This window comes from Streptomyces endocoffeicus (assembly GCF_016741935.1).
Classification (GTDB): Bacteria; Actinomycetota; Actinomycetes; order Streptomycetales; family Streptomycetaceae; genus Streptomyces; species Streptomyces endocoffeicus.
Genome location: NZ_JAERRG010000023.1, coordinates 1 through 26949, shown reverse-complemented (window position 1 = coordinate 26949; position 26949 = coordinate 1). Strand labels below are relative to the sequence as shown.

Sequence of the window (26949 nt, the reverse complement as noted above, 5' to 3'; positions counted from 1 at the left end):
AGGCCGCCCTCCCGACATCGGGAGGGCGGCCTTTCGGCTCCCCGGCGGGTCATCGCGAGCGACGCGCCGCCGAGCGCTCGTTCACGACGCCGTCGTCACCCGGTAGGTGATACGCGCGTCTTCGACTCCGCCACTGTTGCGGGCGGTGATCGTGAACTTGCTGGTGCCCTTCCGGGTGGGCACGCCCGTGATGCCGCCGGTGTCCTTGTTGAGCGTCAGTCCGGCGGGGAGGCCGCCGGACGTGATCTCGTAGCGCACCGTGCGCGGCGTGCTCGACGTGACCTTGAACGCGTACAGCGTGCCGACCCGGGCGTCGGGCGGCCGCGGCGTGGTGAAGCCCGGCTTCGGGGCCTTGACCGGCTGGGGCTCGCCGGTCGCCTTCCCCGAGGAGTCCGTCCGCTGCAGCGACCACTCCTGACCCGGTGTCACCTCGCTCAGGTGCCAGTACGAGTCCGGGTCGCCCAGCAGCTTCTTCTGGTCGGCGCTGAACGCACCGGCCCCCCGCGCGGCCTCCCACACCCTGACCGCTTCCAGCAGCGCGGCCGTGTTCGACCCCGAGGCCAGACTTCCCACGCTGGTCTCGAAGTTGACGCCCGCGTTCAGAGACGCGGCGCGCGCCATGGTGACTTCGATCTTCTGCAGGCTGTCGTTGCCGGAGAACCCCTGCTGTCCCATCATCCCGGGCAGATAGTTGGCGCGGTAGAAGGTGTTGCTGCGCAGCAGCTGCGCGTAGTCCGTCCTGCCGATCTCGCCCCAACTGGCGCGGGACTGGGCGTCCCAGGTGTTGGACGCGAGGTTGCTGCACTCCGTGACGAACTCCTTGGAGTCGAGCTGCCGGTAGACGCCGTTGACCAGGCGCGCGAAACCGTAGCCGCCCCAGCCGTTGTAGCCCGCCGACTCCAGACCGTCGTACGACGTGGCCCGTATACCGGTGTCGTTGTACGCCGTGGCCAGCCGGGTCGCTATCTCGTCGGTGATCGGCAGACTGCCGAGCGCGCCGCCGTAGCCGTTCTGGATGAGCCGGGCGACGGTGGTGCCGGCCGGACAGGCCAGTGCGGTCGATCCCCACTGAGCCCGCCCCAGGCCGTTGACCTGCCACTCACTGTCGCTCACCTTCGTGACGGAGCCGTACGTGAGGATCTCGTCGCCGATCCGCAGCCGCTGACCGTCGACGCCGGAGCCGAGCGGGCGGTCGCCGTCCGCGTACAGCGTGGTGTCCGAGGCGCCGAGCGGACGGGTGAGCCTGACGCTGCCGCCCACGGCGAGGCGCGGATCCGCCGGGGCCTTCACATACGGGTCGTGCGCGTCGATGAAGACGGACAGCGTGTGCACGCCGACCTCTGTCTTCTCCTTCGTCGCCGCGGCCACCAGCTGAGCCGCCGCGGTGTCGGAACCGCCGAACGCGCTGTTGAACTGGTAGTGCCCGTGCGAGGCCCAGGGCCCGTCACCGGAGATGGCGTAGATGTTCCTGACCCCGGCCTGCGCCGCGAACCGGCTCGCGGCCGTGACATTGCCCGTGTTGAGGTCGTGCACCCAGAAGTGGGACTGCGACGTGCGCTGCGCCGCCTTCTGCCACTGGCCGTCGAGGGTCGGGTACGCCTGTCCGTGCTGGGTGGCGATGTGGCTCAGCACGGTGAGGGCGAGATCCGGGGCGCTGCCGAACAGAGCGATCTTCGACCCGACGATCCGCCCCTCGGGCGCGGGCAGCGGCCCCAGCGGGATCTCGTACCCGTTGGTGCGCTGCCGGGTCCGCACCTTGCTGTAGTCGTAGGTGGTGGCGCGCAGCACGCTGCCCCAGGTCGTTTTCGCCGCGACGTTGCTCGCCAGCCACTCGTCCTTCTCGCCGGTCTGCAGGCCGTACGGATTCCAGACGAGATCCGGGCCGAACCCGTAGGCCAGATGCTCGTTCGGCCAGCCGCCGACGGTCTTGTCGTTGAGCGGGCGGACCCCCACGACGAAGTCGTCGCCGGCGACCACACCGGCGGTCTCACCGATCGTCCTGTCGAGCTTCGTCGGCAGCGGTCCCCACAGCAAGGTCTGCACATCGACACCGGGAGCGGCGGTCAGACCGACCACCTCGAGCGTGGCGTGGGTGGGGAAGTCGACGACCTTGACCTCGACCGTCACCTTCTCGCCGGTGAACACCAGGACGCGGCGGTCCCGCGGCGAGACCTTCACCTCGGCGGGGACCTCCTGCCGGCCGTCGGCCACCACACTGACCAGCGGTACCGATCGGCCCGCCGCCAGGTGGTCGGTGCCGCTGCGCCGGTCCACCAGGCTGCTCACCCGGCCGGAGCCGGTGAGCCCTACCGACAGAAAGCCCGCGGTGATCCGCTCCGCGCGCGGCGGCTTGCCGGTGGCGGCGTACACCGTCTGAGCGGGGGCGGCCGTGAGTCCTATCGCGGTGATCGAGCTCAGGCCGCTGACGGCCAGGAAGTGGCGTCTGTCCATGTTTCCTCCTCGTGAGGTGAATCTCGGCGAAGCAGGCGTGTGCTGGACGCGCCGTGAGGGGGAGGGCGAACGGCGCCCTCCCGCATAGTTCGTACTCTTGGGTCCGGGATGGGGTGTGAGGGCGATGAGTCGGTGTCCTTCACGGCGCCTTGCCAGGAAGACAAATCCTGTGCCTCTGACGGCTGGACGCCCAGTACAGGCGCGATCCAGCGTGCAGCCGAGCAGGCAACGAGTCAAGATTTAGTTAGGATCTATCTTCGCGGTCATTGATGGATGGTTGTGTTTCATCTCTTGACACTGCCGCGAACCCGATCCGATACTCAGAGCGCTCTCGGCGGGGGAGCGCTCGGAGAGAGCGGGTCCCGCTCGAGAGGGGGAGGACTCGGCCAAGAGTCTGAACCATGTGGCCGATTCGGCGGACGGTCGGGAACGGATCCCCACCTGGTCGTGGCACGACAAGGGACACACCACCGCCTCCGACAGCGACGGGCAGGGACAGACACGCATGACTCGTTATTCGATGGCTCTGAGGGGCGCCGCCCTCGCAGGCGCTCTTCTCCTGACCGGGTGCACGGCCGGCAGCGATGGTGGTGGCAGCGCCTCATCAGGAGGCAAGGTGACCCTGACCTTCCTCACCTTCGAGACGCCCAACCTCGACGCGAAGTACTGGGACGCCGCGATCGCCCGTGCCTCGGCGAAGGTGCCCGGAGTGACGATCAAGAAGCTCGTCTCACCCAGCGCCGACCGCACCGGATATGCGAAGCAGCTGGACAGCACCGGGCAGTTCCCGGACATCATGATCGGGCTCAACCCCGCCGGATTCGCCGAGTCGGGCAAGCTCGAGCCATGGACGGACAAGGAACTCGCGGCGTACGCCGAGCCGCACGCCAACGCGTACGACGGCAAGGTCTACCAGCTGCCCTACGCCGCCCAGGCGACGCTCGTCTACTACAACAAGAAGGAATTCGCCGCGGCCGGTATCGACACCCCGCCGCGTACGTACGCCGAACTGCTCGACGCGAGCGCGAAGTTGAAGAAGAGGGGCATCAATCCGTTCGTGGTCGGCGGTGGCGGCAAGGATTCCTGGGCCGATATGTTCCCGCTGATGTGCACGGTGGCCACCGACGTCTACAAGAAGACACCGGACTGGCTGACCCAACGCGGCGACGGCAAGGTCAAGTTCACCGACAAGGCTTTCGTGACCGCCGCCCAGAAGGTCGCCGATCTGGCCGACAAGGGCTACCTGGACCGAGCGGGACTGTCCCGTTCCTACGCCGACACCGAGCAGGCCTTCCGGGACGGGAAGGGCGCCATGTACCCGATGGGCAGCTGGTTCTCCGCCTCGGCCGACGGGAAGAAGCCGAGCTTCGACACGGGGGTGTTCACCTGGCCCACGGACCAGGGAGCCCGTGCTCTTCCGAGCGGCGTCGGTGGCGGCATGACGGTGAGCTCCAAGGCGCGCGACGTGCGGCTGGCCAAGAAGTGGGCGAAGGCGTTCATGGAGGACCACAAGAGCCTGGACGCCGCCGTCAAGTCCGACGGGCTCATCATCGACATCAAGGGCTACACCCCGCCGGACGACATGGGGCCGGTCTACAAAGCGACCGTGAAGGAATACCGGCAGGCCCAGAAGGACGACGGACTCGTCAACAACTTCTCCACGGAGTCCGGTGACGGCTCCATGCCTCCGGGGCTGGCGGACAAGGCCGCGACAGGCGTCCAGAAGCTCATCAGCGGACGCATGACGGCCGAGCAGTTCGGCGACTATATGGACGAGCAGTGGGACAAGGCCACCCGATGATGCGGCTTCGTACCCCCCACCGACCGGATGTCTCTCCTGTCGAACCCGTGAAACAGGGCGCGGCAGGAGAGCGAGGGCGGGACACGCGTCCGAAGCGGTCCGCGCCGGTGACCCGGCGGGAACGCCCGAAAGGCGACCTGAGCCGCTTCGCCGTCTTCGCGGCCCCAGGGCTGCTGGCCTACCTGGCGCTCGTACTGGTGCCGATCGGCATGACCGTCGGCTACAGCCTCACCAACAAGAACCCGTTCAATCCGCCGACCCGATGGGTGGGCCTGGACAACCTGACGAGCCTGGTCTCCGACGACGAATTCCTCAAGGCGCTGCAGAACACCGTCGTCATCACCGTGATCGTCACCGTCGTGACCAACGCGGGCGGGCTGGCGATCGCCCTGCTCCTCGACCGACGCGGCTGGCTGTACAACGTCCTGCGCAGCGTGTTCTTCGTGCCGGTCGTGCTCAGCGGCGTGGTGGTCAGCGTCATCTGGCAGGCGATCCTCGTCGATGACGGCCTGCTCAACTCCATGCTGGGACGGCTGGGAGTGGGCGATCCGCCGGGGTGGCTGTCCGATCCGAGCCTCGCCCTCTACACGGTCTCGTGGGTCATGGCCTGGCAGGGGCTCGGATTCTGCGTGGTGATCTATCTGGCCGGACTCCAGGGCATCCCGCAGGAGCTGCACGAGGCGGCGGCCATCGACGGCTGTGGCCCGCTGGTGCGGTTTCGCCATGTCACGTGGCCGATGCTGGCGCCTGCCCTGACCATCAACACGGTGATGTCGCTGATCGGCGGGTTCAAGGCCTACGACCAGGTTCAGGTCCTCACCAACGGCGGCCCGGGACCCGGCACCACCTCCACCCTCGCCTTCCAGGTGATCCAGACCGCGTTCACCGGCAACCACGTCGGCTACGCCTGCGCGATGGCCGTGGCGATGCTGGCCCTGGTCGCGGCGGTCTCCGTGATCGCGCTCGGACTGCTGCAGAAACGCGAGGTCTCATCGTGAACGTCCACAGGGCCAAGGCATGGATCCGTCCGATCGTCGCGCTGCTCGTCGGCGCCCTCTTCTTCCTGCCGATCTACCTCGTCCTGGTCAACGTGTTCAAGGACGGTTCGGCGATCGTGTCGAACCCGGTCGGCCTGCCGACCTCACCCACCCTGGACAACATCCAGAAAGTGTTGTCGCGCCCCGACCAGCTCTTCTGGTACGGCCTGGTCAACAGCACGGAGGTCACGGTGATCTCCATTCTCGTCATCACCGCGATCTCCGCCATGCTCGGCCACTATCTGGCCCGGTCGACCGGCATCCTCCCCAAGGTCACCATGGTCGTGCTGCTGTGCGGGCTCATGGTGCCGTCGGCGGTCATCGTCGCCCCGATCACCGAGGTACTGCGGGCACTTGGGCTCATGAGCACCGTGCCGGGCCTGATCCTCGCGTATGTCGGCTACTACATGCCCTTCGGGGTGTTCGTCTTCGCGGGCTTCGTCAAAACGATCCCGAGGGAACTCGAGGAGGCCGCGGCCATCGACGGTGCCGGAGCGTTCCGAGCCTTCTGGCAGGTGGTCTTTCCCCTGATGCGACCGGCGTCGGCCAGCGTGCTGATCTTCCTCGGCGTCTGGATCTGGAACGACTTCCTCAACCCGCTGATCATCCTGGGGCCGGCCGCGGGCACCACCGTGACCGTCGGCATCTACCGGGCCATCGGCGAGCACCAGGCGGACTACGGGTCCGTCTTCGCCTTCATGTTCCTGGCGACCCTGCCCATCCTCGTCTTCTACCTGGCCTTCCAGAAGCAGTTCATCAAGGGCCTCACCGGGGGAGCGACGAAGGGCTGACCGGGCGGCACCGGGGCGGGGACCGCGCACCTTCCCGCCCCGGTGCTTCCCTGATGATCCGCCCAGTTGTTACGCGGTCAGCGGGCGGCGACGGTCTCTGTGGTCTCCGTCTCGTCCGCGACGGCGGGGGCTGAGTCCTTCGGGCCGCGAAGAGCGATGTAGACGAGCAGCACGCCCATGACGGCGGCGCCTGCCCACATGGCCTGCTGCCATCCATCCACGAAGGACTGCTGCGCGGCGCGGATCAGGTCCTGGGAGTGTGTGCCGGTGCCGGGTGCTACCTCGACGGCGTTGGCGATGCCTTCGCGTGCGGTGTCCGCGGCCCCCTGGGGGACGCCGTCGAGCTTGTCGTCGATGGCGCCGCGGTAGCCGGCGGAGAGAAGCGCGCCGAGCAGGGCGACACCGAGCGCGGTGCCGAACTCGCGGGTGACGTCGTTGAGGGCGGAGGCAACGCCCTGCTTGGCGCGGGGCAGCGAGCTGGTGATGGCCTCGGTGGAGGGCGTCATCGACAGACCCATACCGACGCCCATGGCGATCATGCCGGCCAGGATGGAGAGGTATCCGCCGTCGACGGAGACGAAGAGAGCCATCAATGCCAGGCCGAGGGCGGCCAGGGCGACGCCCACGGTCATGGTGGAGCGGGCGCCGACCCGTGCGGCCATCTTGGGGGCCAGGCCGGACGTCATCATCATCATGACGGCCATCGGCATCATCGCCACGGTGGACAGCAGCCCGGACCAGCCCAGGACCGCCTGGAAGAACGGGAAGAGGACCACGGCGATACCCGCCTGGACCCCGAAGACGACCAGCAGCGTGATGGAGCCGCCGGCCAGGCCGCGCTCCCGGAACAGGCGCACGTCCAGCAGGGAGGCATCGCGGCGGTGCAGCTCCCAGGCCACGAACGCGACGGAGGCGATGACACCGACGATCAGGCTGATCAGAGTCACCGGGGCGGTCCAGCCGCGCTCGGGGCCTTCCTGCAGAACAAAGATCAGACCGATCACGGCGACGGCGGACAGCAAGGCGCCCGTGGTGTCGAAGGAATGAGCTGAGTGCTCACGGGAGTTGGGGACCGACTTCAGCGTCATCGCCAGAGCTACGGAGACCAGGACCACGGGCAGGACGAACAGCCAGCGCCAGTCGGCGACATCGACCAGCAGCGCGGACAGGAACATGCCCAGGATGCCGCCGCCCCCGGCGACACCGGTCCACACACCGATCGCCTTGCCCCGCTGCTCCTCGGGGAACGTACTCGTGATGACGGCCAGCGTGATCGGCATGATCATCGCAGCGCTCACACCGGCGGCCACACGCGCGGCGATCATCACCCCGGCCGACGGAGCCAGCCCCGCGACGATGTTGGCGGCACCGAAGACGGTCAGACCGGTGATCAGCATGGGCTTACGGCCCAGCCGGTCACCGACGGCGCCGAGCGGCAGCAGCAGCGCGGCCAGGGCCAGGGTGTAGATATTGATGATCCACAGAACGGTGTTCTGCGAGGCACCGAACTCCACAGCCATGTGGGTCTGGGCGACGTTCAGCCCGGACACCGACGCGATGACGGCCATCAGCGCGATGGAGACGGCGATCAGGATCGTGCGCAGCTGACGCGCATCCGGTGTAGCCTCGCCGCTCGTTGCCGGCGCCGCCTGGGGAGGCTGGTTCGTACTCATGTTTTCCTTCCGAAAGGGCATGCGGGATCAGCGCCGGAGCAGGGCCGGTCGCCGAATTCGATGAGGTGAAGGCCCGTACTCGCTCACCGCGCGGACCGTTGGGTGCGGCCGCGCGGTTCAGCGGCGGAGGCCGGGGTCTAGGCGGCGGTGGTGTTCTCGCTCCGTGCGGCAGCGAGGGCCGCGTCGGTGTCCGCGGCGGCCAGGAGGGCGTTGATGTGGGAGCCGGCCAGGGCTCCGGCTGCGGCGGAGGCGCCGACCTGCGCGGTCAGATCGGTGGCGTTGCCCGCCACCCAGACGCCCGGGATCTCGGTGGTGCCGGCCATGGCGGAGGCGAAGCGGCGACCCATGTTGTCGGGCAGGTCCTCCATCGGCAGCTTCAGCCCCTCCAAGCCCTCCGTGCGGGCCTGCATCTGGGTGGCGACGGCCAGGACGCGCCGCTCCACGAAGCCGCCATCCGTCAGGCGCACGCCTGCCAGGGCGCCGCCCTCGTCGTTGACGACTTCCCGCACGGGGGACTCGATGACGCGGATGTGGCGGGCGGCGAAGCGGGCGCGGGTGTCCGCGTCCAGCTCGGTGCCGCCGGTGAAGTAGATGAGGTCGTCGGTCAGCTGGCGGAACAGCCAGGCGTGGTGGACCGAGGCGGGACCGGTGGCGAGGATGCCGATCGGCTCATCGCGTACTTCCCAGCCGTGGCAGTAGGGGCAGTGCACCACGCTGTGGCCCCAGTGCTCGGCCAGGCCGGGCACCTCGGGCAGCACGTCACGCAGGCCGGTGGCCACCAGCACCCGGCGCGCGGTCACCGTGCGGCCATCCGCCAGGCCGACGGTGAACCGCGGGTCACCCTCGGGAGACGGGGCTGCCGGTTCGGCCGAGGCCACCTCGCCGAACACGATCCGGCCACCGTACTGGCGTACCTGTTGCCGTCCGGACTTGAGGATCTCGGGCGGCGGCGTGCCGTCCAGGACGATGAAGCCGTGCACGGCTGCGGCCGGGGCGTTGCGCGGGGTGCCGCTGTCGATCACGACGACCGAGCGGCGCGAGCGGGCCAGCATCAGGGCCCCGTTCAGGCCCGCGGCGCCGCCGCCGATCACCACCACATCCACGGTCTCAACGGGCAGTTCGTCGCTCTCGTCGCTCTCGTCGCACTCGTTGCGGGAAGTCCGCGCAGACATGTCGCGCCCTTTCGTCGTGCGTGGCCCCTGTGCCCGGACCACCTGCACTGGACGTTAAGCCCGCATTGCGGATAGGGCATAGCATGTTGCCTATGACGCAAGAAGATGGCCAGCTGGACGGCCTCGTACGCAAACGGATCCGCGCCCTGCGGGTCGCCCAGGGCTGGTCCCTGGAAGAGCTGGCCAGCCGCGCCAACCTCAGCCAGTCCTCGCTCAGCCGCATCGAGAACGGCCGGCGCCGCCTCACCCTGGACCAGCTCGTCACCCTCGCCCGCGCCCTTGGCACCACCCTGGACCAGCTGGTGGAGAACGCCGCCGACGATGTCGTCATCAGCCCGATGATCGACGGCACCCACGGTCTGATGCGCTGGCCCATCAAGGGTGACCCCGGCATGAGCGTGATGCGTCAGCGCATGACCGAACCACCGCCCGACAACCCTGCCCGCATGCGCGCCCACCCTGGCCGCGAATGGCTTGTGGTCCTGTCCGGCACCGCCATCCTCATGCTCGGCCACCGCCGATACCGCATCGAGGCCAACCAGGCCGCCGAGTTCCCCACCATGATGCCCCACGCGATCGGCACCGAGGGCGGGCCGTGCGAGATCATGGGCATCTTCGACCGCGACGCCCGCCGAGGCCACCAACGCGATGCCGCCGAGACCGGCGACTACGGCGACGCTCGGACTCCCGGTGAGTGACGGTGTCGGAGGCCCGGCGCGGGCGGGATCTTGCGTGATGGGCAGCGGGCGAAGCGACCTCCTTGCGTAAACAGCAAGCAGCTGTGCCGTAAGCGCATAGGCGTCTTACGGTGTCGCCATGACCCAAGCGCACCAGCACACCCCCCACGGCGAAGGCGGCCACCACCAGGCGCACGATGATGGCGGCCAGGCGGAGATCCTTGACCTGGATGCCGAGGTACTCGCCGAACACATCGCGTTCATCACCGCCTGGCTGCCGTTGAAGGCCGAGCCGCGCCAGATCGTGGATCTGGGCTGCGGCACGGGGGCGGGCACCTTCGCACTCCTCGAGCGTTTCCCCGAGGCGCACGTCACCGCCGTCGACACCTCGGCCGGGCACCTGCAGCACCTGCGCGAGAAGGCGTGCGCCCGTGGAGTGGAGGAGCGCGTGCGCACCGTGCAGGCCGACCTCGACGCTGCTGACTGGCCCGATCTCGGTACGCCGGACCTGGTGTGGGCCTCGGCCTCGATGCACCACATGGCCCACCCCGAGCGCGCCCTGACCAGCGTCCACGACCTGCTCGCCCCGGGCGGCCTGTTCGCCGTCGTCGAGCTGGACGGCTTCCCCCGCTTCCTGCCCGCCGACGCCCCCGGCGATCGGCCCGGTCTCGAAGAACGCTGCCACAGGGCGACCGACAGCTTCCACGCCGAGCACGTCCCGCACCGCGGGGCCGACTGGGGACCGATGCTGTCCGCCGCCGGATTCACCGTCGAAGCCGAGCGCACCATCACCGTGAACATCGAAGGCGACCGCGGCGAAGCCATCGGCCGCTACGCCCACGGCAGCCTGCAGCGCATCCGCGGCGCCGCCGCACCAGCGCTCAGCCCAGAAGACCTCGCCGCACTCGACGAGCTACTCGACACCGACAGCCCGCACAGCATCCTGCGCCGCGACGACCTCGCCGTACGCACCGAGCGCACCGTCTGGGCAGCCCGCCGCGCCCCCATGGCGCGGCGCGGAGGACAGGGAACACCTTCATGACCACACCTCAGACCCCCTCCAACCGGCAGACGGCCGACGCCGTGAACGGCGTGCCCGCCGACTACGAAGCCTGGCGTCAGGGCCGGTGGGAGGAGATCGCCGGAGCGAACGGCAAGGCCAACGTCGTCGCCAACGCCAAGATCAACGACCCGGGCCCCCACACCTTCCCCCGCATCCCCGGCGAGTGGCGCACCACCGAATCAGGCGCCCTGACCGTGACGGTCAAGGCTGCCGACGGTGTGCTGATCGGCGGAGCGGCGGTCGACGGCACGGTGGAAGTGCCCTCCGGCAGCTCGTTTCGGTTCCCCCACCATATGGTCGGCTTCGCCGGCGGCGCGGACGGCTCCTACGGCCTGGTCGTCATGGACCAGGGCCGCGTCGAGCGCACCGGCCTCAGCGGCATCGACACCTTCCCCTACGACCCCGCCTGGGTGTTCGGGGGCCAGTACCGCGCCGCTCCTGAAGGGCGCCGCATCGAGGTGCCCCGGCTGACCGTCCCACGCGGTACCGAGGCCATCCTTGCCCCCGTCGACCTGGTCGTGACCATCGGCGGCACCGAATACGTCCTGGCCGTCCTCCAGGAATTCCCCGGCCACCGGCTGGTGATCTTCACCGACGAGACCAACGGGGACCAGACCCCGGAGATCGGCCGCTGGCTCGTACTGCCCCTCCTGGAGCCCGGCAGCACGCTGACCGTCGACTTCAACCAGGCCGCGCTCTCCTATCACCACCTGAACCCGGAGGTGTTCGTCTGCCCCCTTGCGCCGCCCGGCAACCACCTGCCGATGCGCATCGAGGTCGGCGAGCGCGCCCTGATACACGCCACCACCAACCCAAGCTGACTCGGCCCGCCCCGCCCCTGCCACACCCCATCCGTACAGGAAGAAGACCAGCATGAGCCAGGACCTCAAGGACAAGGCCGTCGCCTACCTCCATGCCCTCGAGTCGCGCGACTGGAAGCGCGCCCGCGCCCTGTGCGCAGAGACGGCCGCCGTCTGGCACAACGACGGCAAGGGCGAGCAGAGCATCGAGGAGAACATCGAGGGGATGGAAGGGCAGGTCGACGCCATCGAGTCGATGCGCTACGACATCACCCGTCAGCTCTCCCAGCGCGGAGAAGTTCTTCAGCAGCACGTCGTGCACGTGGCCACCAAGAACGGCATGCGCGGCGAGGTACACGCCGCGGTGTACTTCCGCTTCGACGACAAGGGGCTGATCACCCGCATCGAGGAATACGCGAACTTCATCCCCGTCGGCCAAGACAGCTGAGACGGCGAAAGTCTCCGTCCACCGTCGTCACCGCGCCACGGAAGCCGATGCGCCGTTCGGCCCTCGTGAGCGGGACACCTGGGCCGCGGACCAGGCATGCGGCTTGACGTCGAGAAGGGCGTGGCGCGCCCGCGCCCGCCCCCTTCTCGACGGCTGTGAAAGGCACCGCCGACCTCGTCACCAGCCCGGCTGGTCGAATCCGATGCCGGGTGCCGTCGGAGCCTGGACAAGGCCGTCGGCACCCACCGAGGGCTCGCGCACCACGGGATTGGTGTACACCAGGGACTCGTAGTACGTGGTGTTCGGTATCGCCATGCACAGATGGGCGTTGACCACGCCGCTGCCGTGCACCTCGGCCCGCAGCTGGTAGCTGTCGGCGAGGTGCGCGATCCGCAGGGCCCCGGTGATCCCACCCTTGTACTGCGCGCTGGTACGGACCCGGCCCGCCGCGCCCGCCATGATGAAGTCGCCGGCGTTGAAGTGCGCGCCGTCGGAGGTCTCCGCGACCAGCAGGGGAACGGTGACCTGCGCGGCCAACCAGCGGTAGGAGGTCACACTGAACTCGCGCATCGGCTCCTCGTACCACAGGTAGTCGGCTTCGCCGAGAGCGCGGCCGAGACGCACCGAGTCCGCGAGGTCGAACCCGGCCGAGCCGTCGTACATCAGGTCGATGTCGTCGCCGACGTGTGCCCGCAGCTTCTGGCACAGCTCCGCGTCCGCCTTCACATCGCCCCAGCCGTGCAGCTTGATGCCGCGGTACCCCAGCTCCAGGCACTGGTCGGCCACATCGAGGTACTCCTCGACACTGCCGAAGGTGACCGTGCTCGCGTAGGCGGGAACGGCCTCGCGATACCCGCCCAGCAGCCGGTGCACCGGCAGCCCGGCCGCCTTGCCCGCCAGGTCCCACAACGCCACGTCGACCAGGCCGAGGGCATAGATCGGCAGCTCCTCGATGCGGTCCAGCTCCCACAGCCGCTGCCACAACAGCTCGCGCATCAGCGGGTCACGGCCGGTCAGATCCGCATGGATGCGACGGTCGACCAGGTCGGAGGCGATCAGCCCGCGCCTCGTGTGCGCCTCGCCCACGAGACCCTCGTCGGTGTGGACGCGCAGGACCCCGCCCACCACCGCGGGCTCTGAGCCGGGCAGCCCGGTCCGCCACCGGAAGGGCGGCTGGGCGGGCAGATCGACCAATTCCACAGTCACATCGGTGATTCGCATGGATGTCCTTCACGGCTGGAGGTCCGGGGAGGGAGACCAGGTGTGCGCGGGTTCCCCCTTGTGCGATTGCTGTACGGCGTGCCCTGACCTGGGCACGGGCGTATGTTTCATATACATGCAGCAATTTCGGCTCAGTGAATCACATCCAAACCCTTTGACGCCAGAATCCGGCACCCCCAGGCTGCCCGTCACGGTCGGCGTCTCCTCCAGGGGGAGTCGTCCCGGGTGAACGGAGGTTGAGCCCTTGTGCGGGTGAGGCTTCGCCAGGGAATCTCCGTGCGGACCGGCGATATGGATGCGGCATGTATCGGATCTATGCCCCTTTCAGCTCGCCGTTCTGGTGCTCGGCCGGCCGCTTGCCGTCGCTGATGCCCCTCGGGCCGGATCAGGGCCTCGGCGTCCTCGCCTGGAGCCCCCTCGGCTGGGCCAGGGTGAGGCGTACGCCGATGCAGCAGGCGATAAGCAGGCCGAGTACGAATGGACTTGGCGGCCCCGCTTGGCCGATTCCCCAGGTGCACACTCGCACGACGAAGGGGACCGTCAGCGCCATGCTGGTGGTGAACAGCGGACCTCGGCGAAGGAGAAGTTCGTGCTGGATGATGTAAGCAGGCACGTAGATCCCGCAGCCCAGCAACAGTAGTCCGCCCCACTGTGCGGGTGTGACCTGCCCGAATGAGTTCAGGGTGAGTGCCGGCAGCAGGAGCATCAGCGCTCCGGCGCCGAAGACCGCGGGTAGTGTCACGAGGGAAGAGCTGCCGGCGGCGAGTCGGTTGTAGTAGTGCGCATACAGGGCCATGCAGCCCACCGCCGCGAGCGCGGTGAGCACGCCGAGCACCGTGCGGCCGCCGGAGGCGTCGCCGCGAATGCCGAGGCCCCTTCCGCTGTCGAGGAAGCCATATGCCACCGCGGCGGTGACCGCCAGGCATGTCCCCGCGAGGGCAACCCGTCCGGGCCGCTGCCGGAACAGGACCGCGCCCAGCAGGAATGTGGCGCAGGGCAGCAAAGCGAGGACCACATTGGTGGTCGTCGCGCCGACGAGCCGGATCGCCCAGATGGAGGCCACGGAGTAGCCGAAAACACCGAGGGAGCCCAATGCCATTGCCGCACGTCGTCCGTGTTTCATCACATCGAGGGCCGGGCGTCTCGTCGCCGTGCGCGCGGCGGCGACCATCAACAGCCCAAGGAAGCTGGTGGTTGCTCGGCCCGCGGCGACAGCGAGTGGATCGGTAGTGGCGACGAGCGCCCCGGACAGCAGCCAGGTAGCGGCGAGCAGCACCACCAGTGCCACGGACAGCGTTGCGCTCCTCCTCCGATTCCCTTTCCGACCTCGGCGACGCCCAAGTGATGCTGGTTCGTTTGTCACGTGCCTTCCCGATGGCATCTCAACTCCGGGTACGGCCGACGCAGGCTGATGCGGGACCAGGTGAATCCAGCACCTGAACTGATCAGGCTTGCGGAAATTTCGCGGACGCGGGTGTGCAGGGCGATCTTCATGGCTTCTCCGGGTGGTTGGGGTCGACGATGATGACGTCCAGGGTGCGGGGTCCGTGCACGCCCTCCACCCGGTCGAGTTCGATGTCGCTGGTGGCCGAGGGCCCGGAGATGAAGGTGAGCGGCCGGGTCGGGTCGAGGCGCGCGAGGGCGTCGGGGACGTCGTCGGCGATCTGCTCGGCGCGTACGACGCACAGGTGGTAGTCGGGGACGAGGGTGAGGGCGCGCCGGCCTTGGCCGGGGCCGGTGTCGAGGACGATGGTCCCGGTAACGGCGATGCCCGCGGCGGCAAGGGTGATGCTGCCGTCCAGGGCGTCCAGGGCGGGGATGTCCAGCGGTTCCGTGTGCCACTCCCAAGAGGCGGAAGCCGGCAGCGCGACGGGGAACGCGCCCGGCAGGGCCAGTTGGCGGACACCGCGCCCGAAGAGGGTGGCGGCGATGGCATCGGTCAGTCCGGCCTGGTCGGTGCGGGTGACGGTGGCGCGGTAGTCGGCGACCCGTTCGGCGAAGAGCGCCACCGGGTCCTGCCCAGGTTCCACATGTGACCTGCGGTACGCCCGGGGCACGGGTACGTCGTCCGGGGTCTCGTCGGCCGGGACATCGACGAGTGCGGCCCGGATTCGGCCGAGGATGGCCTCGCGGCTGCTCATCGCTCCCCTTGCTCCCCTTCCTTGTTCTTGCGCCACCACGTGCGGAAGGACTCCGCGGGCGGCGCGGGGGTGTCGCGGGTGTCGGACCAGCCGTGCAGCGGGCCGGGCAGTCGGCGGATGCGTCCGCGCCGGGCGAGGACGCGGCCGCCGACGCTTGCTGCCTTCTGTGCGGCGGCGAGCAGCTGTGGGGAGTCCAGGACGGTGGCGGCGGCCTTCATCGCCACCGCCTCGGCGGTGGGCAGGCGCTTGGCGGCCCGCTTGGCCTCGACGGCCTCGGCCCGCAGGTGGGCCAGCACCTCCGGAATGTTGATCTTCACGGGACAGGCGTCGTAGCAGGCCCCGCACAGGGTGGAGGCGAACGGCAGGGAGGCGGCGTTCTCCACCCCTACCAGCTGCGGGGTCAGCACCGCGCCGATCGGCCCGGGGTAGACCGAGCCGTAGGCATGGCCGCCGGTCCGTTCGAAGACCGGGCAGACGTTGAGGCAGGCCGAGCAGCGGATGCAGGCGAGGGCTTGGCGGCCGACGGTGTCGGCGAGGGTGTCGGTGCGGCCATTGTCGAGCAGCACCAGGTGGAACTCCTGCGGCCCCTCGCCGTCGTGGGTGCCGGTCCAGGCGGAGGTATAGGGGTTCATCCGCTCGCCGGTGGAGGAGCGGGGCAGTAGCTGCAGGAACACCTCGAGGTCGGACCAGGTGGGGACGACCTTCTCGATGCCCATGACGGTGATCAGGGTGGACGGGAGGGTGAGACACATCCGGCCGTTGCCCTCGGATTCCACCACGACGACGGTGCCGGTGTCGGCGACGGCGAAGTTGGCTCCGGAGACGGCGACCTTGGTGGTGAGGAACTTCTCTCGAAGGTGGCGGCGGGCCGCCTCGGCGAGTTCGGCCGGCTCGTCGCCGAGGCCGTCGGGAGCCGACTGCCCCCAGTTCCCCATCTCGGCGGCGAACAGGTCGCGGATCTCGGTGCGGTTCTTGTGGATCGCCGGGACGAGGATGTGGGAGGGCCGGTCGGCGCCGAGCTGGACGATGAGTTCGGCGAGGTCGGTCTCGTAGGCGGTGATTCCCGCTTCGGCGAGGTGCTCGTTGAGGCCGATCTCCTGGGTCGCCATGGACTTGACCTTCACGACCTCCCGCTCGCCGGTGGCCCGCACCAGCTCGGTGACGATGCGGTTGGCCTCGGCCGCGTCGGCTGCCCAGTGCACGGTGCCGCCCGCCGCGGTGACGGACTGCTCCAACTGGACCAGATAGTGCTCGAGATGGCGCGAGGTGCGTCTCTTGATCGCGGCGGCCGACTCGCGCAGCGCCTCCCAGTCGTCGAGCTCGGCGGAGACGGCGAGGCGCTTGTCGCGGATCGTGGAGGTGGCCCGCTTCAGGTTGCCGCGCAGCTGGGTGTTCTTGAGCGCGCTTCTGGCCGCTTCGGGGAAGGTGGGGGAGCCGAGCCAGACGACGCCGCGGTCACCGTGGTTGCTCATCACGCGGCTCCTTCGGCAGCGGCGAGGATCTCGGCCAGGTGCATGGTCCGTACGGTGCTGCCCTGCCGGGACAGACCGCCGCCGATGTGCATCAGGCAGGAGTTGTCGGCGGCGCACAGGATCTCGGCGCCGCTGTCCAGGACTCCTTGAGTTTTGTCGGCGAGCATCGCGCTGGACGTCTCGGCGTTCTTGACGGCGAAGGTGCCGCCGAATCCGCAGCAGGAGTCGGCGGACGGGAGGCCGACCAGGTCGATGTCCTGGACGGTGCGCAGCAGTCGCAGCGGCCGGTCACCGAGACGCAGCCCGCGCAGGGAGTGGCACGTGGGGTGGTAGGTGACACGGTGGGGGAAGCGGGCGCCGACATCGGTTGTGCCGAGGACGTCGGTGAGGAACTCGGTGAACTCGTACACGCGGGGCACCAGGTCGTCGACCCGCCGGTGGAGTTCGCTGGGGCCGTGGTCCTGGGCCAGCACGGGGTGGTTCTCGCGGATCATGCCGGCGCACGAGGCGGACGGGGTGACCACGGCGTCGTAGTCGGCGAAGGTCCGCGCGAAGCGGGCGACCAGTGGGACGGTGTCCGGGCGGTAGCCGGTGTTGAAGTGCATCTGTCCACAGCAGGTCTGTTCCTGCGGGAACTCCACAGCGTGGCCGAGGCGTTCGAGCACGGTGACCACGGCCCGGCCGGTGCCGGGGAACATGGTGTCATTGAAACAGGTGATGAACAGGGCTATGCGCATCAGCCCGCCTCCCTGAAGGGTCGGGACGTCGACGGGGAGCAGCCCGCGTTCCTTGAGTTCCGCCCACAGCGTGTCCGGGAGGCGGTGATGGACGCGGCCCGCACCGTGCTGTGGCCGAGCGGTCTGTGACGCAGGCTCATGACTTCGGCTCCGGTCGCAGGCGCAGGCCCGCCATGCCGCCGTCGACCGCGAGGGCGGTGCCGGTGGTGCTGCCGGCGGCGGGTGAGGCGAGGTGGGCGATGGCGGCGGCCACCTCCCGGCCGGTGACCAGCCGTCCGGTGGGCTGCCGGCCGCTGAGCGCGGCGCGTTCGGCGGCCGGGTCCGCGGCGGCGTCGAGCAGCCGCCCGACCCACGGGGTGTCGACGGTGCCGGGGTTGACGCAGTTGACCCGGATGCCCTCGCGGACATGGTCGGCGGCCATGGCCAGGGTGAGTGAGAGGACGGCGCCCTTGCTGGCCGAGTACAGCGCGCGCTGCGGCAGGCCGGCGGTGGCGGCGATGGAGCAGGTGTTGACGACCGAGGCGTGGGCCGACCGGCGAAGGTACGGCAGTGCGGCTCGGGTGGTGCGGACGATCCCCAGGACGTTGACGTCCAGGACGCGGTGCCATTGCTCGTCCGGGTTGTCCTCGACCGTTCCGGCGGCCCCGATGCCTGCGTTGTTGACCAGGATGTCGATGCCGCCGAGCGTCTCGGCCGCCCCCTCGACGGCCGAGCGGACGGAGAGGTCGTCGGCGACGTCGGCGGTGAAGGCGCGCAGCGGGGCGGGGGCACCGCTGGGGTCGAGGTCGAGGACGGCGATATCCGCCCCGCGCTCGCTGAGCAGTTGAGCGGTGGCCAGGCCGATGCCGGAGGCACCGCCGGTGACCAGGGCGGTGAGGCCGTGGAGATCAGTGGTCATGCTCGCGCCTCCGGGCGGGTCCGGGACCCCGTGGCGGCCAGGCCCACGCCTCCCGCGTGCGGGCAGACCGGAACGCCGAACTTGGCGGCGGGCAGCGGGATGGTCAGGTCCTCGTTGACGTCGGCCACCCGGGCCGAGTCCAGCTGGAGGACGTCAATGGCGACGGGGTGAGCTTCTCGTCGGAGTAGCCGAGCCGGCCCGGGGATGGTGTAGGCGGGGTAGCCGCGTCGCGGCGAGTCGATGGCCGCGACCTGGACGTCGTTGCCGCGACCGATGGTGAACGTGAACCCGTAGCCCTCATGCCCGCCCGCCGACATGCGCAGGACGACGCAGGCGGCGGAGAAGTCGGGGTCCGGGTTCATCGCGTCGGACCCGGCCGGCTCCCGCGAGGTGGGGAACCGGATGTCGTAGGTGTCGACGGCGGTGATCCGCGCCGTGGTTGCGGACAACTGGGTGCCTTTCACGCGTTGTTGAACGTCTGCCGCTGGGTGCCGAGGCCGTCGATGGACAGCTCGACCATGTCGCCCTCGCGCAGGTACGGGGTGCCGGGCAGGCCTAGCGCCACGCCGGCCGGGGTACCGGTGTTGATGATGTCGCCGGGACGCAGCACCATGTACTGGCTCAGGTACCAGACCAGATAGGCGACCCCGAAGATCATGTTCTTGGTGTTGCCGTCCTGCCGCGTCTCGCCGTTGACGGCCAGCCGCAGGCCCAACGACTGGGGGTCTGCGACCTCGTCCGCCGTGACCAGCCAGGGGCCCAGCGGGTTGAAGGTCTCGCAGGACTTGCCCAGATCCCACTGCGCGGAGTACTCGAGCTGGAACTCCCGCTCCGAGACGTCGTTGCTGACCGCGTAACCGGCGATGTGGCCGGCGGCCTCGGCGGGGCTCGCCAGGTAGCGCGCCTCACGGCCGATGACCACCGCGAGCTCGACCTCCCAGTCCGTCTTGGCCGAACCGCGCGGGATCAGCACCCGGTCGTAGGGCCCCACCACCGTGGAGGGATCCTTCATGAAGACCACCGGCCGCTCGGGAACCGCGGCACCGGTCTCCGCCGCGTGGTCGCGGTAGTTGAGACCGACGCACACCACTTTGCCCGGACGGGCGACCGGAGCACCGATCCGCGGACCGGCGGCCTCCAGCACGGGCAACGCCCCACGGGCGAGCGCGTCCCGCGCCCGCCGGACCCCGCCCGATGCCAGGAAGGCCCCGTCGATCTCCGCAGCCACACCCGACAGCGCGTACACCCGACCGTCATGGGCGAGGACGGCCGGAGTCTCCGCTCCCGGCGCGCCGATCCGCATGAGCTTCATGTCTATCTACCTCCTGGCGATATGGGGCGATGGTCTGACCGAGCAGCGGGCCGAGGACGAACAGCGGGTTGGCGAGGTCGTCCCGGATCCACGGCGACAGGGGCACGTCGTTCGGTGCTGCTGTACGGCTGAACCGCGCTCAGCGTGGTGCGGCGGCACGTAGCACGCCGAGCAGGCGGGTGGCTTCGGCGGTCATCGCGGTGCGGCCGGGGCCGAGGTAGCGGCGGGTGTCGGCCAACTGCGACCGGTCGGCGAGGGCTTGGCGGACGGCGGCGGTGAAGACCTGGTTGAGGTGGGTGGCAATGTTGATCTTGGTTATGCCGTGGGTGACCGCCCGGGTCAGATGCGCGTCGGCGACGCCGGAGGAGCCGTGCAGCACCAGCGGTGCCGGAACGGCGGCGCGAAGTGCGGCGATCAGCTCGAAGTCGAGCTCGGCGTCGCGGGTGAGCATGGCGTGCGAGGTGCCGACGGCCACGGCGAGCGCGTCCACGCCGGTGGCGGCGACGAAGGCGGCGGCCTCGGCCGGGTCGGTACGCGCACCGGGGGAGTGCACACCGTCCTTGCCTCCGACCTCGCCGAGTTCGGCCTCCACCCAGACGCCGGCCGCGTGGCAGTGTTCCACCACCTCCGTGGTGGCCCGCACGTTGTCGTCGTAGTCGAGGGCGGAGGCGTCGAACATGACGGAGGAGAAGCCGAGTTCGACGGCCTCGCCGACCAGACCGGCCGAGGTGGCGTGGTCGAGATGGACGGCGACCGGCACGTCGGCGGCGCGGGCGACGGCGAGCGTCGCCGAGGCTATCGGCGCCAGGGCGCCGTGGTAGCGGACGGCGTTCTCGCTCAGCTGCAGCACCACCGGCGCACCCGCGGCCTCGGCGCCGGCGACGATGGCCTGGACGTGTTCGAGCTGGATGACGTTGAACGCGCCGACTCCGCGCGCGGCATCGGCCGCGGGGGTGACGATGGTGCCGGTACCGGTCAGGGGCATCACGGGCTCCTCAGGGCAGGGGTCGGACGTCCACGCGCTCTCGCAGGCCGGCGTGGGCGGCGCGGTCGAAGTCACCGGCCAGCGGCGCCGCGACCGCGGCGGCGGAGAGGGCCACCGCCTCGGCGAGCCGCTCGGGCCAGGGGGTGCGGGCGACCAGGCCGAGGGCGAGCGCCGCCACCGCGGCGTCGCCCGCGCCGGTGGGGTTGCCGGCCAGTCGCTCCGGCGGCCTGGCCTGCCAGCTGCCGTGCGGGGTGACCGCGATGAGACCGTCGGCGCCGAGGGAGGCGACGACGGCCGCTGCTCCGGCCGCCCGCAGGGCGCCCGCGGCGGCGACCGGGTCGGTCGTGCCGGTGGCGGCGGCGAGCTCGTCCGCGTTCGGTTTGACCAGGGCCGGCCCGGCCACCAGCGCCTCGCGCAGGGCCGCGCCGTCGGCGTCCACGACCGCGGGCACCCGGTGACCGGCGGCGAGGCGGACGAGCTGGGCGTAGGCGTCCTCGGGCAGCCCGGGTGGCAGGCTGCCCGCGAACACGACGGCGGCGGCGGACGGCAGCAGCCGGTCGAGGTGGTCGAGCAGGCGGATCCACTCCTTCGGGCGGACCACCGGACCCGGTTCGAGCAGGATCGTGGTGTCGCCGGCGCTCTCGTCGGCCACGGCGACCGTGCGGCGGGTCTCGCCGGTGATCGGCAGCAGGCGTTCGGGCAGCCGGGCGGCGGCGAGGTCGCGCCGCAGCGCACGGCCGACCGCACCCCCGGCGAGGCCGGTCACGACGGTCCGATGACCGAGGGCGTGCAGCACCCGGGAGACGTTGACGCCCTTGCCGCCGGCCCGTTCGACCACCGTCCGGACCCGGTTGCTGCCCTGCGGGCGCAGCCGGTCCACCCAGTAGGTGAGGTCGAGCGCGGCGTTGAGCGTGACGGTGAGGATCATTCAGGTCTCCGGTGGGCCGGAACGGTCGGGGCGGGCGCGGTGGTGCTCAGCGGCATCGGGCACTCCGAGCGGCCAGCAGGTCCCCGGCGAGCAGCGCGGCGCCCTGGCAGCCGGCCTGGTGGCCGAGTTCGGCCGGGACGATCTCGGGGGCGGTCCGGAAGGCGAGCCGCTCGGCGACGGCCGCGCGCAGTGGTCCGAAGTACGGTTCGCCGGCCCGGGCGAGGCCGCCGCCGATCACGATGCGTTCAGGGTCGAACAGGGTGATGGCGGTGGCGAGGCCGTCGGAGAGCGCCTCGATGGCCGCCTGCCAGACCGCCACCGCGGTTCGGTCACCCGCGGCGGCGCGTTCACCGACGTCCTTCGCCGTGCGGCCGGGCTCGCCGGTGGCGGCGGTGTAGCGGCGGGCGATGGCCGCGGCGGAGGCGACCGTCTCCAGGCAGCCCCGGCCGCCGCATGGGCACGGCTCGTCGCCGGATCGCATGGGCAGATGGCCGAGTTCGCCGGCCATCGCGTGGCTGCCGGCCAGCGCCTGCCCGTCGACCATCAGTGCGGCGGCGATCCCGGTGCCGACCGGGACGAACAGGAAGTTCCGGCTGCCGCGTCCGGCGCCGAGCCGGGCCTCGGCCAGGCCGCCGGCCCGTACGTCGTGCCCGATGGCGACTGGGATGCCCAGCTCCTTGGCGAACCAGTCGCGGACCGGCAGCCGCCGCCAGCCCAGATTGGCGGCCAGCAGCGAGACCCCGGACGCCTCGTCGACGATCCCCGGCACCGCGATGCCCGCGGCCGCCGGCCGACACCGCTCGGCGAGCTCGGCGGCGGCCGCGAGCACGGCGTCCAGCACCGCGTCCGGCCCGCGCTCGGCGCCGGTGGACCAGCGCTCGGTGTTCCGCAGGGTGCCGTCCGGGCCGGCGACACCGCCCTTGATGTAGGTGCCGCCGATGTCCAGTGCGATCGTCGTCGCGGTCACGGCCGGTTCAGCACGATCGAGCGGGTCAGGTTGCGCGGCTGGTCAGGGTCCAGACCACGGACCTTGGCGATCTCCACCGCGAGGCGCTGTGCTCGGACCAGGTCCGCCAGCGGGTCCAGCGTGGTCACCGAGGTCAGCGCGCCGATCGCCCGCACCTCGTCCGGCAGCCCGGCGGGTGGCTCGCCGAAGAACCAGACGACGGTGTCCGGCGCGGTGATGCTGACCGGGCCGTGCCGGTACTCCATCGCCGGGTAGGACTCCGTCCAGCTCCCGGACGCCTCCCGGAGCTTGAGCGCCGCCTCGTTGGCCAGGCCGGTGGTCCAGCCGGCGCCGAGAAAGGTGAACTGCCGGGCGCCCGCCGCCCCTTCGGGCAGCGGCAGGGCCAGCGCCTGCCCGGCCTGCTCGGCCAGGTCGGCCGGCGCCAGGCCGAGCCGGCCGCGCAGCAGGGCCAGCGCGGTGGTGGCGAACCTGCTCTGCACCACCGACTTCTCGTCCGCGAACTCCAGGTCCACGACGGTGTCGGCGGCCGAGGTGATCGGGGTGGCGAGGTCGCCGGTGAGCGCCACCCGGGGCATCCGCGGCGCTGCCCGGCCCAGGGCGTCGAGCACCTCGGTCGTGGTGCCGGAGCGGCTGATCGCCATCAGCCGGTCGTAACCGCGGCCGGCCGGGAACTCGGAGGCGGCGAAGGCGTCCGTTTCCCCCAGCCCGGCTGCCTCGCGCAGCGACGCGTACGCCTGCGCGATATACAGCGAGGTGCCACAGCCGATCACCGCCACCCGCTCGCCACGCTCAGGCAGCCCGCCGGGCGCCAGCTCCAGCGCCCGGCGCCAGCACTCCGGCTGGCTGGCGATCTCCTGTTCCACATGGCTCACAACGGCCTCCCGGCGCAAAGCACCTGCAACATAGTGACTGAAAATGATCTATTTCTGGCTTTATGGCGCAACCTTGAGCAAACTGCTCGGAATATGCGCAGCACTGCGCGGTGAGGGCGGGTACGGGTGGCCGCCCCGAGTCGGGGGCCGACGTCGACGCCGTTGGTCGGCGCCGCGGGGGTCGGCGCCGACCAACGGAGGGCGCTCCGGCCCCATCAAGGATCTGATGAATCAGGCCCCGGATACGCTCAGACCTTAGTCGGCAGCGCCCATGTGAAACAAGCTTTCTGGTAAATGTTTCTGATTCATATTGCAGCAAGCCGTGAGGTAAGGGGTTGGTGGCCTGCGTAAATACCGGTGAGCCGGTCACTTTGGGCGGGAGAATGCATCTGATGTAGTCCTTGCGTCTGCCGGTCATCACTCCTAGGGTCCTGGCACGGCTGTGCTGTGGTGAGAGGTCTAAAGGACGTTGCGCTGGGCCTGCCCGATCGGCCGTACCCGCGCCCCGGCGACCATGAACGGCGGTCTCCGCCGGTCCGGCCGGGCCCTGAGTGAGAGGTAACCCCTGGATCCATGCAAAGCACAACACTCGGGCGCACCGGCACCGCGGTCACCGAACTGTCGCTGGGTGCCGCTCCCCTCGGCAACCTGTTCCACGCGATCAGCGACGATGACGCGGCCGCCACCGTCGAGGCTGCCTGGGCCCGCGGGATCCGCAGCTTCGACACCGCCCCGCACTACGGACTGGGTCTGTCCGAGCGCCGGCTGGGAGGAGCGCTGCGCACCCGGCCACGTGAGCAGTACACGCTCTCCACCAAGGTCGGCCGGCTGCTGCGCCCGCTCTCCGGACCGCGGGGTGACGACCTGGCGAACGGCTTCGCCGTTCCGGCCACCCACGAGCGGGTGTGGGACTTCAGCGCCCGCGGCGTGCGCACCAGCGTCGAGGAGAGCCTCACCCGGCTCGGGCTGGACCGGGTGGACATCGTCTACCTGCACGACCCGGACGACCACGAGCGGGACGCCTTCGACCACGCCTACCCCGAACTGGAGCGGATGCGCGCGGAGGGGACGGTCGGCGCGATCGGCGTCGGCATGAACCAGACCGCGATGCCGGCGCGGTTCGTCCGCGACACCGACGTCGACGTGGTCCTGCTGGCCGGCCGCTACTCCCTGCTCGACCGGAGTGGGCTGTCCGCACTGCTGCCCGAGGCCGCGCGGCGCGGAGTGTCCGTGCTGGTCGGCGGGGTGTTCAACTCGGGCCTGCTGGCCGATCCCAGGCCGGGCGCGACGTTCGACTACGCGCCGGCCTCCCAGCGACTGCTGGACCGGGCCTTGGCCCTGAAGGCCCTGTGCGAAACGTTCGAGGTCCCGCTGCGGGCAGCCGCACTGCGGTTCCCGCTCGGCCATCCCGCGGTCGCCGGTGTCCTGCTCGGGGCGCGCAGCGCCACCGAGGTGGAGGACGCCGCCGCGATGATCCGCCATCCCATCCCCCCGGACATGTGGCTCGCGCTGCGATCCCAGGGCCTCCTGCCCTGGGACGCGCCGCTGCCGGCCCGTCACCACGACGAAGGACGCACCTGATGCAGCCGACACCGTTGCCCATCCCCGGCAAGGACACGCTCTCCCGGCGAGGGAAGCGCCCGTGACCGTCATCGACGCCCACCAGCACGTCTGGGACCTGTCGGTCCGCGACCAGGACTGGCTCAACGGTCCCGCACTCGAGCCGCTGCGACGCGACTTCACGCTCGACGACCTGCGCCCGCAGACCGCGGCCGCCGGCGTCGACGCGACCGTGCTGGTCCAGACGATCTGTGTGCCCGAGGAGACGCCCGAGTTCCTGGCCCTGGCCACCGGCGACCCGCTGGCGGCCGGCGTCGTCGGCTGGACCGACCTGACCTCCCCCGCGGTCACCGACGCCCTGGCCGAACTGCGCGCGCTGCCCGGCGGTGACTACCTGGTCGGCATCCGTCACCAGGTGCAGGGCGAGGCCGACCCGGACTGGCTGCTGCGCCCCGAGGTGGACCGTGGCCTGGCCGCCGTCGCATCCGCCGGTCTGGCCTACGACCTGGTGCTGCGCCCGGAGCAGCTGCCGGCCGCGGTCGAGGCGGCCCGCGCCCGGCCCGAGCTCACCTTCGTCCTGGATCACCTGGGCAAGCCGCCGGTCCGCCCGCGCCGGCCGGACACGTGGGCCAATGACCTGCGCGCCCTGGCGCGGCTTCCCAACACCGTGGCCAAGCTTTCCGGACTGGTCACCGAGGCCAACTGGGACACCTGGAGCATCGCGGACCTGCAGCCGTTCGTCGCGGTGGCCTTGGAGGTCTTCGGCCCGCGGCGGCTGATGTTCGGCTCGGACTGGCCGGTGTGCACGCTTGCGGCCGACTACGGTCAGGTGGTCGCCACCACCCGCGAGCTCCTGGAGGAACTGTCGGCACACGAGCGGGACGAGGTCCTGGGTGGCACGGCCGCGCGGGTCTACCGCCTGTGACGGCAGCACCCGCTTCCTGTCAGTCGAGGTGGAAGACCTCTTCGGCCGACGCCCACCACTGGCCCTCGTCGGTGCTTTCCAAGGGCTGCTGGCAGGGGTCTGTGCGGGCCCACCACTCGCGGGTGACCGGGCACTCGGCGATCAGCGCGGTGTCGGCCGCGTAGTCCTCGCCGGTGTACTCCAGGTAGCTGAACAGCAGGCCGTCCCGCAGGAAGATCGAGTAGTTGCCGATGTTGGCGCGCTTGAGGGTCGCCAGCACCTCGGGCCAGGCCGCCGCGTGCAGGGCACGGTACTCGGCTTCCAGTTCCGGGCGCAGCCGGATGACCGCGGCGAAGCGTTGGACGGGCACGGTGTCGCCTCCTTGTGCGAGGGGGATCGGGGGTCCCGTCGGCCCCTCGAGGGACCGGCGGGGGAGCCATCACCAGCCCGGCCGGCCGAACCCGAGGCCGGGGGCTGTCGGGGCCTGCACCAGGTCGGCGATGATCAGCCCGCGCCTCGCATGGGCCTCGCCCACCAGGCCCTCGTCTGTATGGACACGTAGGACGCCGCCCACCGCTGCCGGCTCGGAGCCCGGCAGTCCGGCCCGCCGGCGGAAGGACAGCTGAGCCGGCAGGTCGACCAGTTCGACGGTCACATCGGTTATTCGCACGGCTGTCCTTGAGGTCCGGGGGCCTGGAATTCAGGTGTTGGTGTCGTCGCCAGGAACGACACGGCGCCAGATCTCCCGTTGGAACTGTTGGGCGGTCATGTCGATGTGCTCGGCCATGAGTGCCTCGGCGCGGCTGGGCTCTCCGGAGGCAATCGCTTCGGCGATGGCCTCGTGCTGTCCGGCGGCCACTTGCAGGGATCCGCCCGCGACTCCGGCCAGTCCGATGGTCGTGACCTGGCGCTGCAGGTGGCGCACCGCGTCGACGGTGGAGGCGAAGAACGTGTTGCCGGCGGCGGCGGCGATTCCAAGGTGGAAGGCCTCGTCCGCGGCGGAGAAGGCGTCGATGTCGCCCTGCTCCGCCGCCTCGGC

General features: G+C 70.4%; 26 protein-coding genes and 1 pseudogene. 9 read left to right on the top strand and 18 right to left on the bottom strand.

The features are described 5' to 3' along the window. Positions 1–81: 81 nt before the first annotated feature. Positions 82–2451 carry an Ig domain-containing protein gene (locus JK364_RS39455; protein ID WP_201856225.1) on the bottom strand — a complete coding sequence of 790 codons (2370 nt, stop codon included), beginning with the start codon at positions 2449–2451 and terminating at the stop codon, positions 82–84. A gap of 616 nt (positions 2452–3067) precedes the next feature. Between JK364_RS39455 and JK364_RS39450 the strand changes: the two genes are divergently transcribed. The 3 genes from JK364_RS39450 to JK364_RS39440 are packed head-to-tail and all read left to right on the top strand — an operon-like array spanning position 3068 to position 6080. Then, positions 3068–4252: an extracellular solute-binding protein gene (locus JK364_RS39450; RefSeq protein WP_307841516.1), complete on the top strand. Its 1185-nt coding sequence runs from the start codon at positions 3068–3070 to the stop codon at positions 4250–4252. Continuing rightward, complete coding sequence (locus JK364_RS39445; protein WP_201856341.1) at positions 4252–5250, top strand: carbohydrate ABC transporter permease; 999 nt, start codon at positions 4252–4254, stop codon at positions 5248–5250. Before JK364_RS39450 ends, JK364_RS39445 begins: the two co-directional genes overlap by 1 nt. Next, the gene (locus JK364_RS39440; RefSeq protein ID WP_307841514.1) at positions 5247–6080 is read left to right on the top strand and encodes a carbohydrate ABC transporter permease; all 834 of its coding nucleotides are present in this window, start codon (positions 5247–5249) and stop codon (positions 6078–6080) included. Before JK364_RS39445 ends, JK364_RS39440 begins: the two co-directional genes overlap by 4 nt. A 77-nt stretch (positions 6081–6157) precedes the next feature. Here JK364_RS39440 and JK364_RS39435 read toward each other — a convergent pair whose 3' ends face one another. Both JK364_RS39435 and JK364_RS39430 read right to left on the bottom strand, forming a co-directional pair. After that, positions 6158–7753, bottom strand: coding sequence for an MFS transporter (locus tag JK364_RS39435; protein ID WP_201856223.1), 1596 nt, complete (start codon positions 7751–7753; stop codon positions 6158–6160). 137 nt (positions 7754–7890) lie between these two features. Further along, on the bottom strand, positions 7891–8925 hold the full coding sequence (locus tag JK364_RS39430; protein ID WP_201856222.1) for an NAD(P)/FAD-dependent oxidoreductase: 1035 nt from the start codon (positions 8923–8925) through the stop codon (positions 7891–7893). A gap of 92 nt (positions 8926–9017) precedes the next feature. Here JK364_RS39430 and JK364_RS39425 point away from each other — a divergent pair, with 92 nt between their 5' ends. The 4 genes from JK364_RS39425 to JK364_RS39410 all read left to right on the top strand — a co-directional run bounded on the left by JK364_RS39425 (position 9018) and on the right by JK364_RS39410 (position 11913). After that, entirely contained in the window at positions 9018–9623 is a 606-nt protein-coding gene (locus JK364_RS39425) for a helix-turn-helix domain-containing protein (protein ID WP_201856221.1), read from the top strand. 118 nt (positions 9624–9741) lie between these two features. Beyond that, positions 9742–10644: a class I SAM-dependent methyltransferase gene (locus JK364_RS39420; protein WP_201856220.1), complete on the top strand. Its 903-nt coding sequence runs from the start codon at positions 9742–9744 to the stop codon at positions 10642–10644. Beyond that, positions 10641–11486 (top strand): DUF1684 domain-containing protein, encoded by an 846-nt coding sequence (locus tag JK364_RS39415; protein WP_201856219.1) that lies wholly within the window; start codon positions 10641–10643, stop codon positions 11484–11486. Before JK364_RS39420 ends, JK364_RS39415 begins: the two co-directional genes overlap by 4 nt. A 52-nt stretch (positions 11487–11538) precedes the next feature. Continuing rightward, positions 11539–11913, top strand: coding sequence for a nuclear transport factor 2 family protein (locus JK364_RS39410; protein WP_201856218.1), 375 nt, complete (start codon positions 11539–11541; stop codon positions 11911–11913). A 177-nt stretch (positions 11914–12090) separates the two neighbouring features. On the opposite strand, the gene JK364_RS39405 is transcribed toward JK364_RS39410, so the two are convergent. From JK364_RS39405 to JK364_RS39350, 12 genes and pseudogenes are all read right to left on the bottom strand, one after another. Beyond that, positions 12091–13134, bottom strand: a complete 1044-nt coding sequence (locus JK364_RS39405) for an enolase C-terminal domain-like protein (protein WP_201856217.1) — start codon at positions 13132–13134, stop codon at positions 12091–12093. A gap of 385 nt (positions 13135–13519) precedes the next feature. Further along, positions 13520–14422, bottom strand: a complete 903-nt coding sequence (locus tag JK364_RS39400) for a DMT family transporter (protein ID WP_201856216.1) — start codon at positions 14420–14422, stop codon at positions 13520–13522. Between the two features lie 202 nt (positions 14423–14624). Then, positions 14625–15275, bottom strand: a complete 651-nt coding sequence (locus JK364_RS39395) for a LutC/YkgG family protein (RefSeq protein ID WP_201856215.1) — start codon at positions 15273–15275, stop codon at positions 14625–14627. Next, positions 15272–16747: a LutB/LldF family L-lactate oxidation iron-sulfur protein gene (locus tag JK364_RS39390; RefSeq protein ID WP_201856214.1), complete on the bottom strand. Its 1476-nt coding sequence runs from the start codon at positions 16745–16747 to the stop codon at positions 15272–15274. The genes JK364_RS39395 and JK364_RS39390 overlap by 4 nt, the downstream gene beginning before the upstream one ends. Continuing rightward, positions 16747–17484, bottom strand: coding sequence for a (Fe-S)-binding protein (locus JK364_RS39385; RefSeq protein WP_201856213.1), 738 nt, complete (start codon positions 17482–17484; stop codon positions 16747–16749). The genes JK364_RS39390 and JK364_RS39385 overlap by 1 nt, the downstream gene beginning before the upstream one ends. Positions 17485–17620: 136 nt before the next feature. Continuing rightward, positions 17621–18382 (bottom strand): SDR family NAD(P)-dependent oxidoreductase, encoded by a 762-nt coding sequence (locus JK364_RS39380; RefSeq protein WP_201856212.1) that lies wholly within the window; start codon positions 18380–18382, stop codon positions 17621–17623. Between the two features lie 227 nt (positions 18383–18609). After that, positions 18610–18831, bottom strand: a pseudogene (locus tag JK364_RS39375) (fuconate dehydratase); the annotation flags it as partial. Positions 18832–18842: 11 nt separating this feature from the next. Next, the gene (locus JK364_RS39370; RefSeq protein WP_201856211.1) at positions 18843–19694 is read right to left on the bottom strand and encodes a fumarylacetoacetate hydrolase family protein; all 852 of its coding nucleotides are present in this window, start codon (positions 19692–19694) and stop codon (positions 18843–18845) included. Between the two features lie 139 nt (positions 19695–19833). Continuing rightward, positions 19834–20679: a class II fructose-bisphosphate aldolase gene (locus JK364_RS39365; protein WP_201856210.1), complete on the bottom strand. Its 846-nt coding sequence runs from the start codon at positions 20677–20679 to the stop codon at positions 19834–19836. A 10-nt stretch (positions 20680–20689) separates the two neighbouring features. Beyond that, on the bottom strand, positions 20690–21607 hold the full coding sequence (locus tag JK364_RS39360; protein WP_201856209.1) for a 1-phosphofructokinase family hexose kinase: 918 nt from the start codon (positions 21605–21607) through the stop codon (positions 20690–20692). A gap of 46 nt (positions 21608–21653) precedes the next feature. Further along, on the bottom strand, positions 21654–22574 hold the full coding sequence (locus tag JK364_RS39355; RefSeq protein ID WP_307841513.1) for an ROK family protein: 921 nt from the start codon (positions 22572–22574) through the stop codon (positions 21654–21656). Beyond that, positions 22571–23446, bottom strand: coding sequence for an SIS domain-containing protein (locus tag JK364_RS39350; RefSeq protein WP_201856208.1), 876 nt, complete (start codon positions 23444–23446; stop codon positions 22571–22573). Before JK364_RS39350 ends, JK364_RS39355 begins: the two co-directional genes overlap by 4 nt. 573 nt (positions 23447–24019) lie before the next feature. On the opposite strand from JK364_RS39350, the gene JK364_RS39345 reads away from it, so the two are divergent. Beyond that, positions 24020–25027 (top strand): aldo/keto reductase, encoded by a 1008-nt coding sequence (locus JK364_RS39345; RefSeq protein WP_201856207.1) that lies wholly within the window; start codon positions 24020–24022, stop codon positions 25025–25027. 61 nt (positions 25028–25088) lie between these two features. Continuing rightward, positions 25089–25931, top strand: a complete 843-nt coding sequence (locus JK364_RS39340) for an amidohydrolase family protein (RefSeq protein ID WP_201856206.1) — start codon at positions 25089–25091, stop codon at positions 25929–25931. Positions 25932–25950: 19 nt separating this feature from the next. Here the strand turns inward: JK364_RS39340 and JK364_RS39335 are convergent, their stop codons facing one another. The 3 genes from JK364_RS39335 to JK364_RS39325 form a co-directional block, all read right to left on the bottom strand. Beyond that, positions 25951–26280, bottom strand: a complete 330-nt coding sequence (locus JK364_RS39335) for an L-rhamnose mutarotase (protein WP_201856205.1) — start codon at positions 26278–26280, stop codon at positions 25951–25953. A 69-nt stretch (positions 26281–26349) separates the two neighbouring features. Continuing rightward, positions 26350–26580 (bottom strand): hypothetical protein, encoded by a 231-nt coding sequence (locus JK364_RS39330; protein WP_230993196.1) that lies wholly within the window; start codon positions 26578–26580, stop codon positions 26350–26352. Between the two features lie 30 nt (positions 26581–26610). Then, a partial coding sequence (locus JK364_RS39325) for an FCD domain-containing protein (RefSeq protein WP_201856204.1) occupies positions 26611–26949 on the bottom strand: 339 nt, incomplete at its 5' end.

Bases quoted from the DNA above. Each gene is read 5' to 3' on its own strand.
- JK364_RS39455 (WP_201856225.1), bottom strand. From the start codon at position 2,451: ATGGACAGACGCCACTTCCTGGCCGTCAGCGGCCTGAGCTCGATCACC.
- JK364_RS39445 (WP_201856341.1), top strand. From the start codon at position 4,252: ATGCGGCTTCGTACCCCCCACCGACCGGATGTCTCTCCTGTCGAACCC.
- JK364_RS39435 (WP_201856223.1), bottom strand. From the start codon at position 7,753: ATGAGTACGAACCAGCCTCCCCAGGCGGCGCCGGCAACGAGCGGCGAG.
- JK364_RS39430 (WP_201856222.1), bottom strand. From the start codon at position 8,925: ATGTCTGCGCGGACTTCCCGCAACGAGTGCGACGAGAGCGACGAGAGC.
- JK364_RS39425 (WP_201856221.1), top strand. From the start codon at position 9,018: ATGACGCAAGAAGATGGCCAGCTGGACGGCCTCGTACGCAAACGGATC.
- JK364_RS39420 (WP_201856220.1), top strand. From the start codon at position 9,742: ATGACCCAAGCGCACCAGCACACCCCCCACGGCGAAGGCGGCCACCAC.
- JK364_RS39415 (WP_201856219.1), top strand. From the start codon at position 10,641: ATGACCACACCTCAGACCCCCTCCAACCGGCAGACGGCCGACGCCGTG.
- JK364_RS39410 (WP_201856218.1), top strand. From the start codon at position 11,539: ATGAGCCAGGACCTCAAGGACAAGGCCGTCGCCTACCTCCATGCCCTC.
- JK364_RS39405 (WP_201856217.1), bottom strand. From the start codon at position 13,134: ATGCGAATCACCGATGTGACTGTGGAATTGGTCGATCTGCCCGCCCAG.
- JK364_RS39395 (WP_201856215.1), bottom strand. From the start codon at position 15,275: ATGAGCAGCCGCGAGGCCATCCTCGGCCGAATCCGGGCCGCACTCGTC.
- JK364_RS39390 (WP_201856214.1), bottom strand. From the start codon at position 16,747: ATGAGCAACCACGGTGACCGCGGCGTCGTCTGGCTCGGCTCCCCCACC.
- JK364_RS39385 (WP_201856213.1), bottom strand. From the start codon at position 17,484: ATGCGCATAGCCCTGTTCATCACCTGTTTCAATGACACCATGTTCCCC.
- JK364_RS39380 (WP_201856212.1), bottom strand. From the start codon at position 18,382: ATGACCACTGATCTCCACGGCCTCACCGCCCTGGTCACCGGCGGTGCC.
- JK364_RS39370 (WP_201856211.1), bottom strand. From the start codon at position 19,694: ATGAAGCTCATGCGGATCGGCGCGCCGGGAGCGGAGACTCCGGCCGTC.
- JK364_RS39365 (WP_201856210.1), bottom strand. From the start codon at position 20,679: ATGCCCCTGACCGGTACCGGCACCATCGTCACCCCCGCGGCCGATGCC.
- JK364_RS39360 (WP_201856209.1), bottom strand. From the start codon at position 21,607: ATGATCCTCACCGTCACGCTCAACGCCGCGCTCGACCTCACCTACTGG.
- JK364_RS39345 (WP_201856207.1), top strand. From the start codon at position 24,020: ATGCAAAGCACAACACTCGGGCGCACCGGCACCGCGGTCACCGAACTG.